This is a genomic window from Ruegeria sp. O4 (assembly GCF_056535125.1).
This window is the reverse complement of record NZ_JBQERO010000004.1, coordinates 140,741-155,511: the sequence shown is the minus strand read 5'-3', so window position 1 is coordinate 155,511 and position 14,771 is coordinate 140,741. Positions and strand designations below refer to the sequence as shown.

The 14,771-nt window shown below is 55.1% G+C and carries 11 protein-coding genes and 2 tRNA genes; 9 read left to right on the top strand and 4 right to left on the bottom strand.

The features are described 5' to 3' along the window. Positions 1–68 precede the first annotated feature (68 nt). Genes hsdR through ACR0J7_RS07915 form a run of 4 tightly spaced genes read left to right on the top strand, consistent with a single transcriptional unit; the run spans position 69 to position 6,801 of the window. A complete protein-coding gene (gene hsdR / locus ACR0J7_RS07930) occupies positions 69–2,420 on the top strand; it encodes an EcoAI/FtnUII family type I restriction enzme subunit R (RefSeq protein WP_480913788.1) in 2,352 nt (783 codons plus the stop codon). Then, positions 2,421–3,899, top strand: coding sequence for a class I SAM-dependent DNA methyltransferase (locus tag ACR0J7_RS07925; protein ID WP_480913786.1), 1,479 nt, complete (start codon positions 2,421–2,423; stop codon positions 3,897–3,899). After that, on the top strand, positions 3,896–5,659 hold the full coding sequence (locus ACR0J7_RS07920) for a restriction endonuclease subunit S (protein ID WP_480913784.1): 1,764 nt from the start codon (positions 3,896–3,898) through the stop codon (positions 5,657–5,659). The genes ACR0J7_RS07925 and ACR0J7_RS07920 overlap by 4 nt, the downstream gene beginning before the upstream one ends. Before the next feature lie 11 nt (positions 5,660–5,670). Further along, positions 5,671–6,801 (top strand): SIR2 family NAD-dependent protein deacylase, encoded by a 1,131-nt coding sequence (locus tag ACR0J7_RS07915; RefSeq protein WP_480913782.1) that lies wholly within the window; start codon positions 5,671–5,673, stop codon positions 6,799–6,801. A 23-nt stretch (positions 6,802–6,824) separates the two neighbouring features. Here the strand turns inward: ACR0J7_RS07915 and ACR0J7_RS07910 are convergent. Continuing rightward, positions 6,825–6,900, bottom strand: a tRNA-Thr gene (locus ACR0J7_RS07910). A 363-nt stretch (positions 6,901–7,263) separates the two neighbouring features. Between ACR0J7_RS07910 and ACR0J7_RS07905 the strand changes: the two genes are divergently transcribed. Genes ACR0J7_RS07905 through arsJ form a run of 3 tightly spaced genes read left to right on the top strand, consistent with a single transcriptional unit; the run spans position 7,264 to position 10,354 of the window. Continuing rightward, the gene (locus tag ACR0J7_RS07905) at positions 7,264–8,097 is read left to right on the top strand and encodes an arsenate reductase/protein-tyrosine-phosphatase family protein (protein WP_480913780.1); all 834 of its coding nucleotides are present in this window, start codon (positions 7,264–7,266) and stop codon (positions 8,095–8,097) included. Beyond that, entirely contained in the window at positions 8,094–9,092 is a 999-nt protein-coding gene (locus ACR0J7_RS07900) for an ArsJ-associated glyceraldehyde-3-phosphate dehydrogenase (RefSeq protein WP_480487022.1), read from the top strand. The genes ACR0J7_RS07905 and ACR0J7_RS07900 overlap by 4 nt, the downstream gene beginning before the upstream one ends. Next, positions 9,089–10,354, top strand: a complete 1,266-nt coding sequence (arsJ, locus tag ACR0J7_RS07895) for an organoarsenical effux MFS transporter ArsJ (protein ID WP_480913778.1) — start codon at positions 9,089–9,091, stop codon at positions 10,352–10,354. Before ACR0J7_RS07900 ends, arsJ begins: the two co-directional genes overlap by 4 nt. A 201-nt stretch (positions 10,355–10,555) precedes the next feature. On the opposite strand, the gene ACR0J7_RS07890 is transcribed toward arsJ, so the two are convergent. Next, positions 10,556–10,632: transfer RNA gene (locus tag ACR0J7_RS07890), tRNA-Arg, on the bottom strand. Between the two features lie 115 nt (positions 10,633–10,747). On the opposite strand from ACR0J7_RS07890, the gene ACR0J7_RS07885 reads away from it, so the two are divergent. Both ACR0J7_RS07885 and ACR0J7_RS07880 read left to right on the top strand, forming a co-directional pair. Further along, positions 10,748–11,773: a LacI family DNA-binding transcriptional regulator gene (locus ACR0J7_RS07885; protein ID WP_267366879.1), complete on the top strand. Its 1,026-nt coding sequence runs from the start codon at positions 10,748–10,750 to the stop codon at positions 11,771–11,773. Then, entirely contained in the window at positions 11,770–12,981 is a 1,212-nt protein-coding gene (locus ACR0J7_RS07880; protein ID WP_480913776.1) for a winged helix-turn-helix domain-containing protein, read from the top strand. Before ACR0J7_RS07885 ends, ACR0J7_RS07880 begins: the two co-directional genes overlap by 4 nt. 3 nt (positions 12,982–12,984) lie before the next feature. On the opposite strand, the gene ACR0J7_RS07875 is transcribed toward ACR0J7_RS07880, so the two are convergent. Together ACR0J7_RS07875 and hpaR are read right to left on the bottom strand one after the other, a co-directional pair. Then, positions 12,985–13,683 carry a fumarylacetoacetate hydrolase family protein gene (locus ACR0J7_RS07875; RefSeq protein ID WP_480831938.1) on the bottom strand — a complete coding sequence of 233 codons (699 nt, stop codon included), beginning with the start codon at positions 13,681–13,683 and terminating at the stop codon, positions 12,985–12,987. A 600-nt stretch (positions 13,684–14,283) separates the two neighbouring features. Continuing rightward, the gene (hpaR, locus tag ACR0J7_RS07870) at positions 14,284–14,718 is read right to left on the bottom strand and encodes a homoprotocatechuate degradation operon regulator HpaR (protein ID WP_480482410.1); all 435 of its coding nucleotides are present in this window, start codon (positions 14,716–14,718) and stop codon (positions 14,284–14,286) included. Positions 14,719–14,771 lie beyond the last annotated feature (53 nt).

The following is a 14,771-nucleotide window of genomic DNA, read 5'->3' as shown; positions in this document are numbered from 1 at the left end:
AGCAGATTTCAACTCAAACGGTATGCTGGTGCCATCCCATTGAAGAAATAGCCCAAAAGGTCGCTATCATGGACGACAGCGAGAAAAAGAAATTAAGCGAAAGCGACATTTGCGATCTTTTCATTTCGCCGGCTATTCGCGATGCGGGTTGGGACCCAATGACGCAAATCCGTCGAGAGGTCACGCTAACACCCGGACCCGTGGTAGTCCGTGGGAACTTGTCTTCACGGAACAAAAAGAAGAAGAAATTCGCGGACTACGTTCTATCCTGGGAGCCCTCGGTCCCAGTCGGGGTCGTTGAGGCCAAAGATAACAACGTCGGTGTTAGCCACGGCATACAGCAAGCGCTGGGCTATGCGGAAATCCTAGAAATTCCAAGCGCCTTCAGTTCAAACGGCGATGCGTTTGCTGGGCACAACAAAGTGCCCGAGACCGGTGAAGACATCGAAACCGAGTTTTCTCTGGCAGACTTCCCAGCACCTGATGTTCTCTGGAAGCGCTACAAGAGTTTCCGTGGGATCAAGGATGAGGACGAAGCACTTGTTCTCCAGCCCTACCACGAAGACGCATCCGGCAAAGAGCCACGTTACTACCAGGTTGAGGCGATCAACCGGACCATTGAGGCGATCGCTAATGATAAGAAGCGTGCGCTCTTGGTCATGGCGACGGGAACAGGGAAGACTTACACGACGTTTCAGATCATCTGGCGGCTTTGGAAAGCAGGTGAAGCGAAGCGAATTCTGTTCCTAGCTGACCGCAACGTTCTTGTAGACCAGACACTGGTCAACGACTTCAAACCGTTCGGAAGCGTGATGACTAAGGTGCGCAACAGGAAGATTGATCCGTCATACGAGATACACCTTGGGCTCTATCAGGCACTGACCGGTCCAGACGAAAGCGACAAGATTTTCAAGTCTGTTTCCCAAGATTTCTTCGATCTCATCGTGATCGATGAGTGCCACCGGGGCAGCGCCGCAGCTGATGCTGCATGGCGAGAAATCCTCGAGTATTTCTCGGGTGCCATCCAGATCGGTCTAACCGCAACACCTAAGGAGACGAAGTATGTCTCTAGCACTGAATACTTCGGAGAGCCGGTTTACACGTACAGCCTAAAACAGGGCATCGATGATGGCTTTCTAGCGCCATACAAGGTCGTCAAGATTGACATCGATCGGGACATCGAAGGTTGGAGACCGCCACCCGGTATGACCGATGACCTGGGCGCAGAAATCGATGAGCGCGAGTACAATCGGCAGGATATGGACAGAATTCTCGTCCTAAACCAGCGGACGAAACTCGTTGCAAATCGCGTAATGCAACTTCTGAGGGCTACCGATCCGTTCTCCAAAACGATCATATTTTGCGAGGACATTGACCATGCAGAACGCATGCGAAAAGCGATTGTTAACGCAGCCGGTGAGCTAGCTCTCGACAATCCAAAATATGTGATGCGCATCACTGGTGATAGCGTGGAGGGCAAGGCAGAGCTGGACAATTTTATCGATCCAGAAAGCAAGTTCCCAGTTATCGCAACTACCTCAGAACTCCTAACAACAGGCGTGGACGCCAAGACCTGCAAGATCATCGTTCTAGACAAAACCATCTCTTCGATGACCACCTTTAAACAGATTATCGGACGGGGGACGCGGATCGATGAGGAGCACAACAAGTATTTCTTCACGATTATGGATTTCAAAGGGGCTACCGACCTATTTCGGGACCCTGATTTTGATGGTGACCCTGTCGTTATCTACACACCAGGCGACGATGACGACCCTGTTCCGCCCGATCCACCAGATGGTCCCGACGACGATGACGACGGTCCTGGCGGCGACGATCCAGTTGGCTCGACCAAGATTCGTGTCAGCGGGGTAGACGCAAATATCATCGCAGAACGGATTGAGTATCTAGGGCCAGATGGAAACCTGATCACAGAATCCTACAAGGACTTCGCGCGGAAGCAGGTTCTTTCGGAGTACGCGTCTCTCGACGACTTCATCCGGACTTGGAACGATGCTGACAAGAAAAAGGCCATCATCGAAGAACTCGAAGAACATGGCGTGCTTCTCGAGAACCTTGCAGCTGAGGTTGGTAAAGATTTCGGTGACTTCGATCTGTTGTGTCATGTTGCGTATGAACAGCCGCCGCTGACGCGAAAGGAGCGTGCCTTAAACGTGACGAAGCGGGACTATTTCACGAAGTATGGTGAACAAGCTCGGGCTGTCTTGTCGGCTTTGTTGGACAAGTATGCAGACGAAGGCATCACCACCATCGAAAGTGCGAAAGTGCTACGCCTTCAGCCCTTCGATTCAATCGGAACACCCGTTGAAATCATCAATGATGTGTTCGGAGGTAAAGACGAGTACGAACAAGCCCTGAGAGAGCTTGAACAAGAAATCTACAAACAGGCAGACGCATAAATGAGTGACGTATCCGGCATCATTAAATCTATTCAAGACATCATGCGCAAAGACGTGGGTGTTGATGGCGATGCACAGCGCATCGGGCAAATGGTTTGGATGTTTTTCCTCAAGATTTTTGATGATCGCGAAGCCGAAATGGAGTTGTTGGAGGATGATTACCAATCACCTCTTCCCGAACATATCCGCTGGCGCTCGTGGGCAAAGGACCCGGAGGGTATCACTGGCGACGCAATGTCAGATTTCGTTAACCTTCAGCTATTTCCCACGCTGAAGGAAAAATTACCTACACATGGGCCGCAAGCCGCGCGAGCGCAGGTGATACGCGGGGTGTTTGAGGATGCCTACAACTATATGAAGTCCGGTACCTTGATGCGTCAGGTCGTTAACAAAATCTGTGAGATCAACTTCAACAACACTGCAGACCGACACACGTTCGGCAGCATCTACGAACAGATTTTGAAGGACCTGCAGAGCGCTGGAAATGCAGGCGAGTTCTACACTCCTAGAGCCGTCACCCGGTTCATTGTAAACCGAGTAGACCCTGAACTGGATGAAACCGTGCTTGATCCCGCGTGCGGGACAGGAGGTTTTCTTGCCTGCGTCGTTGACCACAAGCGGGCAAAATACGTCAAATCAGCTGTCGACGAAGAAGTCCTGCAGGGATCGATCCGAGGTGTCGAGAAAAAAGCCCTCCCACACATGCTCTGCGTGACAAACATGATCCTGCACGGGATCGACACGCCCTCTAGCATCGTTCACGGGAACACCCTGGAACGCCCGTATAAGGACTACAGCGAAAAGGACCGTGTGAACGTTATCGTCACCAACCCGCCCTTTGGTGGGATGGAAGAAGATGGGATCGAAAACAACTTCCCCTCCCATTACCGCACACGGGAAACCGCCGATCTGTTCATGGCGCTGATTTTGCGGCTTCTGAAAACCAACGGTCGTGCCGCCGTCGTCTTGCCAGACGGGTTCTTCTTTGGCGAGGGGATGAAATCACGGCTCAAACAGGCCCTTCTGGAAGAGGCGAACCTGCACACCATCGTTCGCCTGCCAAACGGGGTCTTTGCCCCTTACACGAGCATCAAGACCAACATCCTGTTCTTCACCAAAGGCACGCCGACCAAGGATGTCTGGTTCTACGAGCACCCATATCCAGAGGGTGTGACCAGCTACAACAAAACCAGGCCGATGAAGTTTGAGGAATTTCAGACAGAGATCGACTGGTGGGGTGATGAGACCGATGGGTTCCAAGCGCGTTTCGAGACTGATCAGGCCTGGAAAATCAGCGCTGAAGATCTCGCGGCCCGGGGCTACAACTTCGACCTGAAGAACCCGCACGTTGGCGATGTGATCAATCACGACCCGGACGAACTGCTGGAAAACTTCGCAACCACGCAAAATGAGATCCAGGCGCTACGTGACCAACTGAAGACGATCTTGTCCGACGCACTGAACGGGGCGCACGCATGACGGACGTGAACCAGCTGATCACCGAGCATTTGGACATCTGGACCTCAGCTATCGAGAAGAAGTCCGGTGCCGGGCGCGGGAATGGTGGAGGGATCAGCCTCTATGGCATCAAGAAGTTGCGGGACCTGATCTTGGAACTTGCGGTGCAAGGCAAACTGGTGCCCCAAGATCCGGAAGAGGGTAATTCGACCGATTTGCTCGAGGCCATCGAGCAATCCCGCCTAGACCTTGTGAAGCAAAAGAAAGCAAAGAATAAAAAGGGTGTCTCACCAGTCGCGGAGGAAGAATTTCGGTTCTTGCTGCCAAATGGGTGGGCATGGACACGCCTCAGCTCATTGGCTGAAATCAGCCCGCGCAACGACGTCGAAGACAGTACTCTCGCCTCATTTGTCCCGATGCCAGATATCCATACAAGCCATACCGGCGAACATCATCATGCCGAAAGGCGCTGGGGCGAGATCAAGAAGTCATACACGCACTTTGCTGATGGTGATATCGCCTTGGCAAAGATCACGCCCTGTTTCGAGAACAGCAAAGCCGCGGTATTCTCGAATTTGCACAATGGCGTTGGAGCCGGCACAACTGAACTTCATGTCGCCAGACCTTATTCCCAAGAAGTCGTTCCGCGGTTTATCCTGCTTCATCTGAAGGCCCCGTCCTTTTTAGAGAATGGGAAGGCTGTGATGACCGGCTCAGCCGGTCAAAAACGCGTTCCGCGATGGTATTTCGCTGACACTCCAATTGCTCTTCCTCCGACCGCTGAACAGCACCGCATCGTGGCCAAGGTTGATGAGCTGATGGGGCTTTGCGATACGTTGGAGGCGCAAGCCGAAGACAGCCTCAAGGCGCATCAGGCTCTCGTGGAAACCTGCCTTGCGGCTCTCACAAACAGCCAAACCCCCGAGGACCTCACCCAGAACTGGGCCCGCCTAGAAGCCAATTTCGATGCTCTGTTCACGACTGAAGAGAGCATCATGTCACTACGTGAAGCGATATTGGAATGGGCTGTCCGAGGCCTGCTCTCGAAGACCTTTGAGTCTGACACAGACCCGAATGAATTCCTGCAAAAAAATCTTGCGGCTCGCTCTGAGCTGCAAAAAGAAACTGGTGATGCACGCCTGAAAAAGTGCGCAAATACGCTCACTGAAGAGTATCGAGCGCCGCTTCCCGCTAGTTGGTCAGCAGCCAGTTTCGACGAGCTGTTTCTATTTATCGACTACCGGGGAAGAACCCCTAAGAAGACTGAGAGCGGAACTCCACTGATTACGGCAAAGAACGTCCGAATGGGGCAATTGAACCGAGAACCGCGCGAGTATGTGTCGGATTCGACTTACGCAGAATGGATGACGAGAGGTTTCCCACGGATCGGAGACCTGTTCTTCACAACCGAGGCTCCGTTAGCAAACGTCTGCATCAACGACATCGATGAGCCATTCGCACTTGCACAGCGCGTGATCTGCCTTCAGCCAATATCGCAGATAAATACAAAATACATCGAAATAGCTATTCGCTCTAAACCCGTCCAAGAAATGATCGACAGAAACGGCACGGGAATGACCGCAAAGGGAATCAAAGCCTCTAAGTTGAAGCCGCTTGCCATACCTTTCCCATCAATCGAGGAACAAGATCGAATCGTGGATAAGGTCCAGCAACTTGACGCGATTTGCGACAGCTTGGCATCAAGTTTGAAGCAGGCACAAGACACCAAATTAAACTTGGCTGACGGTCTTGTCAGGCAAGCCTCAGAAATCGCGGCATAAGGCATATTTCAATGCTGCAAGATCACAAAATTTGGTGTGATGAGGATAAACACAACCATTTTGAGAAATTCTCTGACTTCAACGAGTGGCTGAACAGCGAGGACGGAGAAAAAGTCCGGGACGAATTCGGGCTTGCCAAGCTTACCGATCCCAGCAAGGCGTTCTTCGCCGGAGACCGCGAAGCCTATGACCAGGCGTTCCGGGAATACAGAAAGGAAAGGCGGCATGAAATCCTGTGCGAGCAGTTCTTCGCGGACACCTTTCCTGCCGAGGGTGACGACAACCACTGGTTCGAACTGAACCAGCGGCGCTTTGATCAACTCTTGGGCCGTTTGGCAACAAAGGACACACTTCCTTTCGTTGGCGCAGGGCTTTCCGTGCCCGGTGGTTTTTCGTCCTGGGAGGGGCACTTGTGGCACCAAGCAGAAACGGCCGGTCTGGAACGGGAAGCCGTGCAGGCCTTGCTTGACGCGGGCCAGTACGAGGGCGTCATCGAACAAATCGTGGCTCTGCGGGGGCGAGAGGTCTTCGTTCAAGACATCCGGGACGAATTCGATCGCAACGGTACGATACCTGATGTCGTGTTTCGTCTCGCGGAACTCTTCTCTGATACCGTCGTCACAACGAACTACGACCGGCTGATCGAACAGGCTTTCGAAACCGGCAATCCAGAACCTGTGCAGATCATCACCGGGGAGAATGCGGCGGAGTTCCCAGACCCAAAAAAGACAACGGTGGTCAAGTTGCACGGTGACATTCGCCGCCCCGGTCACTGCGTTCTCAGTAACGACCAGTATGACGCCGCTTATGGCACAGGCGAGATCGATCTTTCCTTGCCCATACCAAAGCTGCTCGACTACTACTTTCGGAACAATAGTCTTCTGTTCCTAGGATGCAGCCTACACAACGACCGGACCATCCAGGTCTTTAAAGCTATCAAGGCAAGCCACCATGGAGACGACCTACCGCAGCATTTCGTCGTTGAGTCCTGTCCAGAAAGCTTGGAGGAGCTGAGGAGTCGAAACGCTTTCCTTGCGGGCCTAGGCCTAACCGGCATTTGGTTTGAAACTAAGCGCTATGAATGCGTCGAAAGTATTCTAAGACTCGCTCTGAGCGAGCTTGCTTACCGCGAAACACAGTAAGCGTCTGTTTTCATTTGGGGAAGTGGTGCCTCAAGAGGGACTCGAACCCCCGACCTTGTCCTTACGAAGGACCTGCTCTACCAGCTGAGCTATTGAGGCTTTCAGGCCCTACTATGACCCTACTAGTTCCATGTCTTTGCCGCGAACCCCTTGTTTTTGCAAGTCATTCTCGCGGGGACCCGCTAATTACGAATGACGTGCTCTACCAGCTGAGCTACAGCGGCGCCTTGAGTCATCCGAAACTGGTCTCTGCCGGATGAGATGGCTCATTTAAACTGTCAGCCTGAAGCCTGCAAGACCAGTTGTGTCCGTTCGGGCCTTTCCGCTCTTTTCACCAGATGTTGTCGTCGAGGTATTGGGCCAATGATCAATCCATTGGGGCGAGCTTCCAGTTTGTGAAATTTTTGTAACGACGCAAAAGTCGTTTTGACTTCATACCTATAATTCCATAATTCATGAAATATGATAACAGAAGTAATCGATCAACTGGCCATCCTTGGCCACCCACAACGTATCACCGTGTTTCGCATGTTGATGCGACGGTATCCCGACACTGTTTCGGCGGGGGAACTGGCGTCGGAACTGGGGATCAAACCCAGCACCTTGTCGAACTATCTCAACGCGTTGCAGCGATCCGGGCTGGTCAAGCAGGAACGCTCCGGGACGTCACTGCTCTATTCGGTTGAAATGAAGAACGTGCAGCACATGTTCGATTTCCTGCTCGTGGATTGCTGCCGTGGCCGACCCGATCTTTGCATGCCCTTAGCCAAAGGACGTGAAACCATGGCTGACCGAAAATTCAACGTGTTATTCATTTGCGTGGGTAATTCTGCCCGGTCGATCTTTGCCGAATCCCTTTTGCGGGATATCGGCGGGGATCGGTTCAATGTGTATTCGGCCGGCATACGACCGTTTTCCGAACTCAACCCGTTTGCAATTCGGGTTCTGCAAGACAAGGGGCACGATACTTCGGCGCTCCGCTCAAAGAATGTATCCGAGTTCTCGGGGTCGGGCGCGCCTGAAATGGATTTCGTCTTTACGGTCTGCAATCAAGCTGCGAACGAAGAATGCCCCGCCTGGGAAGGCCAGCCGATCAGCGGTCACTGGGGCATGGCGGATCCAGTCAAGGCAGAAGGCACCGATGCCGAGAAAAGCCTGGCCTTTCAAAACGCGTACGGCGCGCTGAAGCGTCGGATTCAAGCCTTTACATCGCTGCCGGTTGAAAGCCTGGACCGGATCGCACTGCAATCCGCCGTTGATGAAATCGCGCGGTCGCCACTTGAGGATGCGACATGACGACTTATGCTTTGAACGGCCTTGGCCGAATGGGGAAACTGGCCCTGAAGCCACTCTTGGAACAGGGGGCAAAGATTGCCTGGATCAACGATGCCGTCGGCGACCCCCAGATGCACGCGCATCTGTTGGAGTTCGACACGGTACACGGGCGTTGGGATGCAGAATTCAGCTTTGATGCCGACAGCATCACTGTGAATGGAACCCGCCTGCCGTTCATCGGCACGAAAGACCAGAACACCCTGCCGCTGGATGGCGTCGACGTCGTGATCGACTGTACGGGCGTGTTCAAGACCGAGGCCAAGCTGGCCCCGTATTTTGATGCCGGGGTGAAGAAGGTCGTCGTCTCGGCCCCGGTCAAAGACGGCCCGACGGCCAATATCGTTGTCGGTGTGAATGACGGCACATACGACCCCGCGACTCATAAAATTGTGACAGCGGCCTCGTGCACAACGAATTGCCTGGCGCCGGTGGTCAAGGTGATCCACGAGAATCTGGGAATCCGCCACGGGTCGATGACCACGATCCATGACGTGACCAACACGCAAACAATCGTTGATCGGCCCGCAAAAGACTTGCGGCGCGCACGGTCGGCCCTCAACTCACTGATCCCGACGACCACCGGTTCGGCCACCGCCATCACGCTGATCTATCCCGAACTCAAGGGGCGTCTGAATGGTCACGCCGTCAGGGTGCCGCTTTTGAACGCCTCGCTGACCGATTGCGTATTCGAAGTTGAGCGGGCCACCACGGTTGACGAGGTCAACGCCCTCTTCAAAGCGGCGGCTGAGGGTGATCTGAAGGGTATTCTGGGTTATGAGACCCGCCCACTGGTATCCACCGATTACACCAATGACAAACGCTCCTCGATCGTCGATGCGCCCTCGACCATGGTGATAAACGGGACACAGGTGAAAATCTATGCGTGGTACGACAATGAGATGGGCTATGCGCACCGCTTGGTGGATGTGGCGCTGATGGTCGGGTCCTCGCTGTGACCCAGCGGCCCGAAGGACTGTCGGCGTATGTCGCGGTCACGGCGGCTTATTGGGCCTTCATGCTGACTGACGGGGCGCTCAGGATGTTGGTGCTGCTGCACTTTCACACCATGGGATTCTCACCGGTTCAGCTGGCCTATCTGTTTGTGCTTTACGAGATTGCTGGGATCGTCACCAACCTGGCCGCAGGCTGGATTGCCGCCCGGTTCGGGTTGACGTCCACCCTTTATGCAGGATTGGGGCTGCAGGTGGTGGCGTTGCTTGCCATGACGCAGCTTGATCCGCACTGGACCGTTACCGCCTCGGTCAGCTTTGCGATGATGGTGCAGGGGGCAAGCGGAGTGGCCAAGGATCTGGCCAAGATGTCGTCGAAATCATCAGTCAAATTACTGGCCCCGGCCGAGGGCGGAGGGCTGTTTCGGTGGGTCGCGGTGCTGACCGGATCAAAAAATGCCGTCAAAGGGCTGGGTTTCCTGTTGGGCGCGGCCATGCTGGCCACGTTGGGATTCATGACGGCAATTCTGGCCATGGCGGCGGTTCTGGCACTGATCCTGTTCGCAGTTATTCTGTTCATGCCAGCGGGCCTGCCGAAGGGGCGAAAAGGGGCGAAATTCTCGGAAATATTGTCAAAATCCGCCAATGTGAACTGGCTATCCGCAGCGCGGGTCTTTCTGTTCGGTGCCCGCGATGTCTGGTTCGTGGTCGGCATCCCGATCTATTTCTATGCCGCCCTGTCGGACGGCACCGACGACGGCAACCGTTCCGCGTTCTTCATGATCGGAACATTCATGGCGCTGTGGGTCATCCTCTATGGCGCAGTGCAGGCCTACGCGCCAAAGATCCTTCGTGCGGCGGATCGAACCGAAGGCGATTTGATCCGCGCGGCACGTAATTGGGCGATTGTCCTTTTCTGCGTTCCTGCGGCTCTAACATTCGCCGTATCGCTGTCAAATGGGCCTGAAACCTGGCTGACCACAACGCTTGTGGTTGGGTTGCTGATCTTCGGAGCGATATTTGCGGTGAATTCATCGCTGCATTCCTATCTGATCCTGGCTTTCACCCGGTCCGAACGCGTGACAATGGATGTCGGATTTTATTACATGGCAAATGCAACAGGCCGGCTGATCGGCACGGTTCTGTCCGGCCTGACTTATCAGATCGGAGGATTGCCAATGGTCCTCGGCACCGCGTCCGTAATGTTGGCCCTTGCTGCGCTGACTTCAGGCCAACTGACAGACCAAACCTCCGACGCACTGACGTGACCGTTTTTGAACGATACCTCACAGACTGAATCGCCCTCGCCATGATTGGTGGCGATCTGATCGGCGGGGCTGCGCAAGGTTATAGAAAATCGAACGGCGCGAATTTTACATGTTTCGGCATATGCCTTCGCAATGTTCAGTAAACCATGACGACACCGCTGGCCGCTGAATCCCGGTATCCGATATATTATCCTGTATTTTTGGTGACCCCGGCAGGATTCGAACCTGCAACCTGCCCCTTAGGAGGGGGCTGCTCTATCCAGTTGAGCCACGGGGCCGTGCCAGGCTCTCTGTAACCGGGATTTTCCGGGTTGTCATCGCCTTTGCACAATTGTTGTACACACCGACCTGTTCACGCTACCATCGGACAAAACAACAACGCAGGTGCCTCCCGTGAACAGTGAAACCAAACGCCCGCTTACCCTTCGTGATGTGTCGGAGGCTTCCGGAGTATCCGAGATGACGGTAAGCCGGGTTCTGCGTAACCGGGGGGATGTGTCTGATGCCACCCGCACCCGCGTTCTGGCCGCCGCCAAAGAGCTTGGCTATGTCCCCAACAAGATCGCGGGCGCATTGGCGTCCAGCCGGGTTAATCTGATCGCGGTGATCATCCCTTCGCTTTCGAACATGGTCTTCCCCGAGGTGATGACGGGCATCAACCAGGTGTTGGAAGACACCGAATTGCAACCCGTGGTCGGGGTAACCGATTATCTGCCCGAGAAAGAGGAAAAAGTGCTGTACGAGATGCTCTCGTGGCGGCCCTCTGGCGTGATCATTGCGGGGCTTGAACATACCGAAGCCGCGCGCGCCATGCTGGATTCGGCGGGTATTCCTGTGGTCGAGATCATGGACACGGATGGCAAGCCGGTGGATGCGATGGTGGGGATCTCACACCGCCGCGCGGGGCGCGAAATGGCGCAGGCTATCCTGAAGGCCGGATATCAACATATCGGTTTCATGGGTACCAAGATGCCGCTGGATCACCGCGCACGGAAGCGGTTCGAAGGCTTTACCGAAGTGCTGGGCAAACACGGGATCGAGATCGAGGATCGCGAGTTCTATTCCGGTGGATCGGCCCTGGCCAAAGGGCGCGAGATGACCCAGGCCATGCTGGAACGCTCGCCCGAGCTGGATTTTCTGTATTACTCGAACGATATGATCGGGGCCGGTGGTCTGCTGTACCTGCTGGAGCAGGGTATCGATATTCCGGGACAGATCGGCCTGGCAGGCTTTAACAATGTCGAGCTTTTGCAGGGCCTGCCCCGAAAACTCGCGACGATGGATGCCTGTCGTCTGGAAATCGGCCGTCAAGCTGCCCAGATCATCGCCGAACGTCTGGAAAATCCTGATACCGAGATCGAGACACGCGTTACTCTGACCCCCACGATCAGTTATGGTGACACGCTGAAACGGCGATGAACACATCCCTGAAAAGGCTCGACAACCGGACGGCACGGGCCATCTTCATGGACCGACACGCGTTGGGTGAACGACCCTCGGGCTCGGCCAAAGGTTCCGCGCTTCTGGACCTGATCCACCGGCTTGGGTTCGTTCAGCTTGACAGCATCAACACCGTTGCCCGTGCCCACGACATGATCCTGTTCTCTCGCCGGCCCGCCTATCGCAGCGCCAATCTTAAAAGGCTCTATGAAAGGGACAATGCGCTATTCGAGCATTGGACGCACGATGCGGCGGTCATTCCGATGGAGTTCTATCAGCATTGGCATCTGCGCTTTCAGCGGGATGCGGATATGTTGAAGGCGCGGTGGAAGGACTGGCGTCGTGATGGGTTCGAACAGCAGTTTGACACAGTGCTGCAACACATCCGCGACCATGGGGCGGTGTCGTCCTCGGATGTTGGCAAGGATGAAAAGAAGGGCTCGGGCGGGTGGTGGGACTGGCACCCATCGAAAACCGCGTTGGAGTATCTGTGGCGCTCGGGTGCCCTCACTGTCGTCGGTCGGGATGGGTTCCAGAAACGCTATGATCTGACAGAGCGCGTGATTGAAACACATCTCTGCCCCGGCAGCACGCCCTGTGATGCCGAGGCGACGCTGGATTGGCTGTGCAACGCCGCATTGGACCGCCTGGGATTTGCAACATCCGGAGAGTTGGCGGCTTTCTGGGACACCGTCAACGCGGCTGAGGCAAAAGACTGGTGCGCAGCGGCGCTGGAAAGTGGCGACATTGAAGAAATCGAGGTTACCTGTGCCGATGGGCGCTTGCGCAAGACATTCGCACGCCCAGATCTGACGACCGAAGTACCGCAGCCACCAGGCCGCATTCGCGTGCTCAGCCCGTTTGACCCCATGCTGCGCGACCGCAACCGGGCCGAGCGGCTGTTCGGCTTTCATTACCGCATCGAGGTTTTCGTCCCCGAGGCCAAACGAACTTATGGATACTACGTTTTTCCGCTGCTCGAAGGCGACCGTATGATTGGCCGTATCGATATGAAGGCCCACCGCGATCGTGATCTGCTGCACGTCAAAGCGCTCTGGCCCGAGCGCGGGTTGCGCTGGTCAGATGCCCGTACCCGACGCCTGAACGCCGAGCTGGACCGGGTGCGGCGACTTGCTGGTGTGGAACATGTAACGTTCGCCAAGGACTGGCTGAAAGAACCTATTTAGGGTCTATTCTGCGTCTGACAGAGTCAACTTGACCGGCTCCAGCCCATCAATCTCACCTGTCAGAACATCCCCTGCAACGACTGGGCCAACACCAGCCGGTGTACCGGTCAGGATCAGGTCACCGGGGCGCAGGCGGTAAAAGCCGGACAGGTGCATGACAATCTCGTCGATCTTCCAGATCAGCTCCTCCAGGGTCGCGTTCTGGCGCAACTCTCCGTTTACGCTTAGCTGAATGCGTTTGTCATCCTCCGGGATCCAGTCGGCAGCTGGCGTCAACGGGGCAAAGACCGCTCCGTTTTCGACGTCCTTTCCCAGATCCCAGGGCCGCTGCTTGTTGCGCTCGCGGATTTGCAGATCACGGCGCGTCATATCCAGGGCGCAGCCATAGGCATAAACGGCTTCCCACGCCTGCGCACTGGTGGCGCGAAACACGGGCTTTCCAATGGCCAATGCCAATTCCATCTCATGATGGTAATTCTGGGTCCCGGCAGGATAAGGAACCGTCGCACCCGAGAGTACGGCGTTCGGGGCGGATTTGGTGAAGTAGAAAGGTGCCTCGCGATCCACCTCATTCCCCATTTCTGCGGCATGGGCGGCATAATTTCGACCGACGCAGAAGATCCGTCCAATGGGATATCCGGCTGCCGCGCCGACAACGGGGATGGTGATCGGGTCCGGAAGCGAAAAAAGGCTGTTTGGCATGATAATCCCTGAAGGTTGCGTAGCTGCCATATTACGTCTGCCAGACCCTCCAGCAAGCCCGGAAAACACGCTGTATTTCGCCAATCTCGAAGTGGTGTTTCAGCGTGAAACGGCTCAATTCTGACCTGATTGACTGACGCCGTGTCAAAAATTGGTTTCATCAGTTTTTATGGTCTCACCAGTACACAAACAGGTCGAAACAACTCTTGGCTCAGTCAAAAGCCGGGCAAAATCCTCAGGTGGTCAGGACCGCTCCGATTTCGGTGCGGTGTCATAATTCAGAACAGCAGCTTTGGTAAAGCATTCCACCAAAGTGACGTCGGCAAACCATAGGCTGACCCATTTACCGGTCGGCTAAGCCTAAATCAGTTTCGGAGAATATAGGTGCAAGGCCCCTCCCCCAAGGGCCGAAAGACCCTGTTCAGAGCCACATCACAGGCTTTTCATATACTCCGAAGCACAGGCCGGACCGTCAGGTTTGACGTAACCGGTCTTGGGCCAGGCACCAACGACCAGTCCGGGTCTGGCCGCCCCGTCGGAGACTCCCCCTACAGTTTCCGGCGGGGTCACTGCCGAAGACATCTCATGCAGTGCCAATGATCAGGATTCGAGGTCCTTCAACTCGTTCAGCAGATCCAGCAGTAACTCATGCTTGTCCGGTCCAAGCTGAGATCGAATACGTTCCGCCTGGGCCGTGCTTGCAGCCAGATTGGCACGAATGATCTGAACCCCTTTTGTGCTGATCTCAACAACCTGACGTCGTCGGTCTGCCGGATGGCTGCGCCGCGTGATCAGTCCGCGGTTCTCCAGCTTTTGCAGAATGCGCGTCAGGCTTGGCAGCAACAGGCAGGCGCGATCGGCGATGTGGGTCGGCTCTTGCGGGCCTTCTTCATTCAACACCCGCAACACCCGCCACTGCTGTTCCGTGACACCAGCGTCAGCCAGCATTGCTCGAATGGGTCCCATAACCTTTTCCCGCGCCCGCAAAAGCGCAATGGGCAAAGATCGCGACGTCAGAGGGAGATCGTCGGTCATAAGAAAATTATCACCGAAATCCGGGATATAAGCAAGCAACCCGACACGCAGCA

What these genes read in the sequence shown, in the direction of transcription:
- hsdR (WP_480913788.1), top strand. Translation starts at nt 69, where the DNA reads ATGGACGACAGCGAGAAAAAGAAATTAAGCGAAAGCGACATTTGCGAT.
- ACR0J7_RS07925 (WP_480913786.1), top strand. Translation starts at nt 2,421, where the DNA reads ATGAGTGACGTATCCGGCATCATTAAATCTATTCAAGACATCATGCGC.
- ACR0J7_RS07920 (WP_480913784.1), top strand. Translation starts at nt 3,896, where the DNA reads ATGACGGACGTGAACCAGCTGATCACCGAGCATTTGGACATCTGGACC.
- ACR0J7_RS07915 (WP_480913782.1), top strand. Translation starts at nt 5,671, where the DNA reads ATGCTGCAAGATCACAAAATTTGGTGTGATGAGGATAAACACAACCAT.
- ACR0J7_RS07905 (WP_480913780.1), top strand. Translation starts at nt 7,264, where the DNA reads ATGATAACAGAAGTAATCGATCAACTGGCCATCCTTGGCCACCCACAA.
- ACR0J7_RS07900 (WP_480487022.1), top strand. Translation starts at nt 8,094, where the DNA reads ATGACGACTTATGCTTTGAACGGCCTTGGCCGAATGGGGAAACTGGCC.
- ACR0J7_RS07880 (WP_480913776.1), top strand. Translation starts at nt 11,770, where the DNA reads ATGAACACATCCCTGAAAAGGCTCGACAACCGGACGGCACGGGCCATC.
- ACR0J7_RS07875 (WP_480831938.1), bottom strand. Translation starts at nt 13,683, where the DNA reads ATGCCAAACAGCCTTTTTTCGCTTCCGGACCCGATCACCATCCCCGTT.
- hpaR (WP_480482410.1), bottom strand. Translation starts at nt 14,718, where the DNA reads ATGACCGACGATCTCCCTCTGACGTCGCGATCTTTGCCCATTGCGCTT.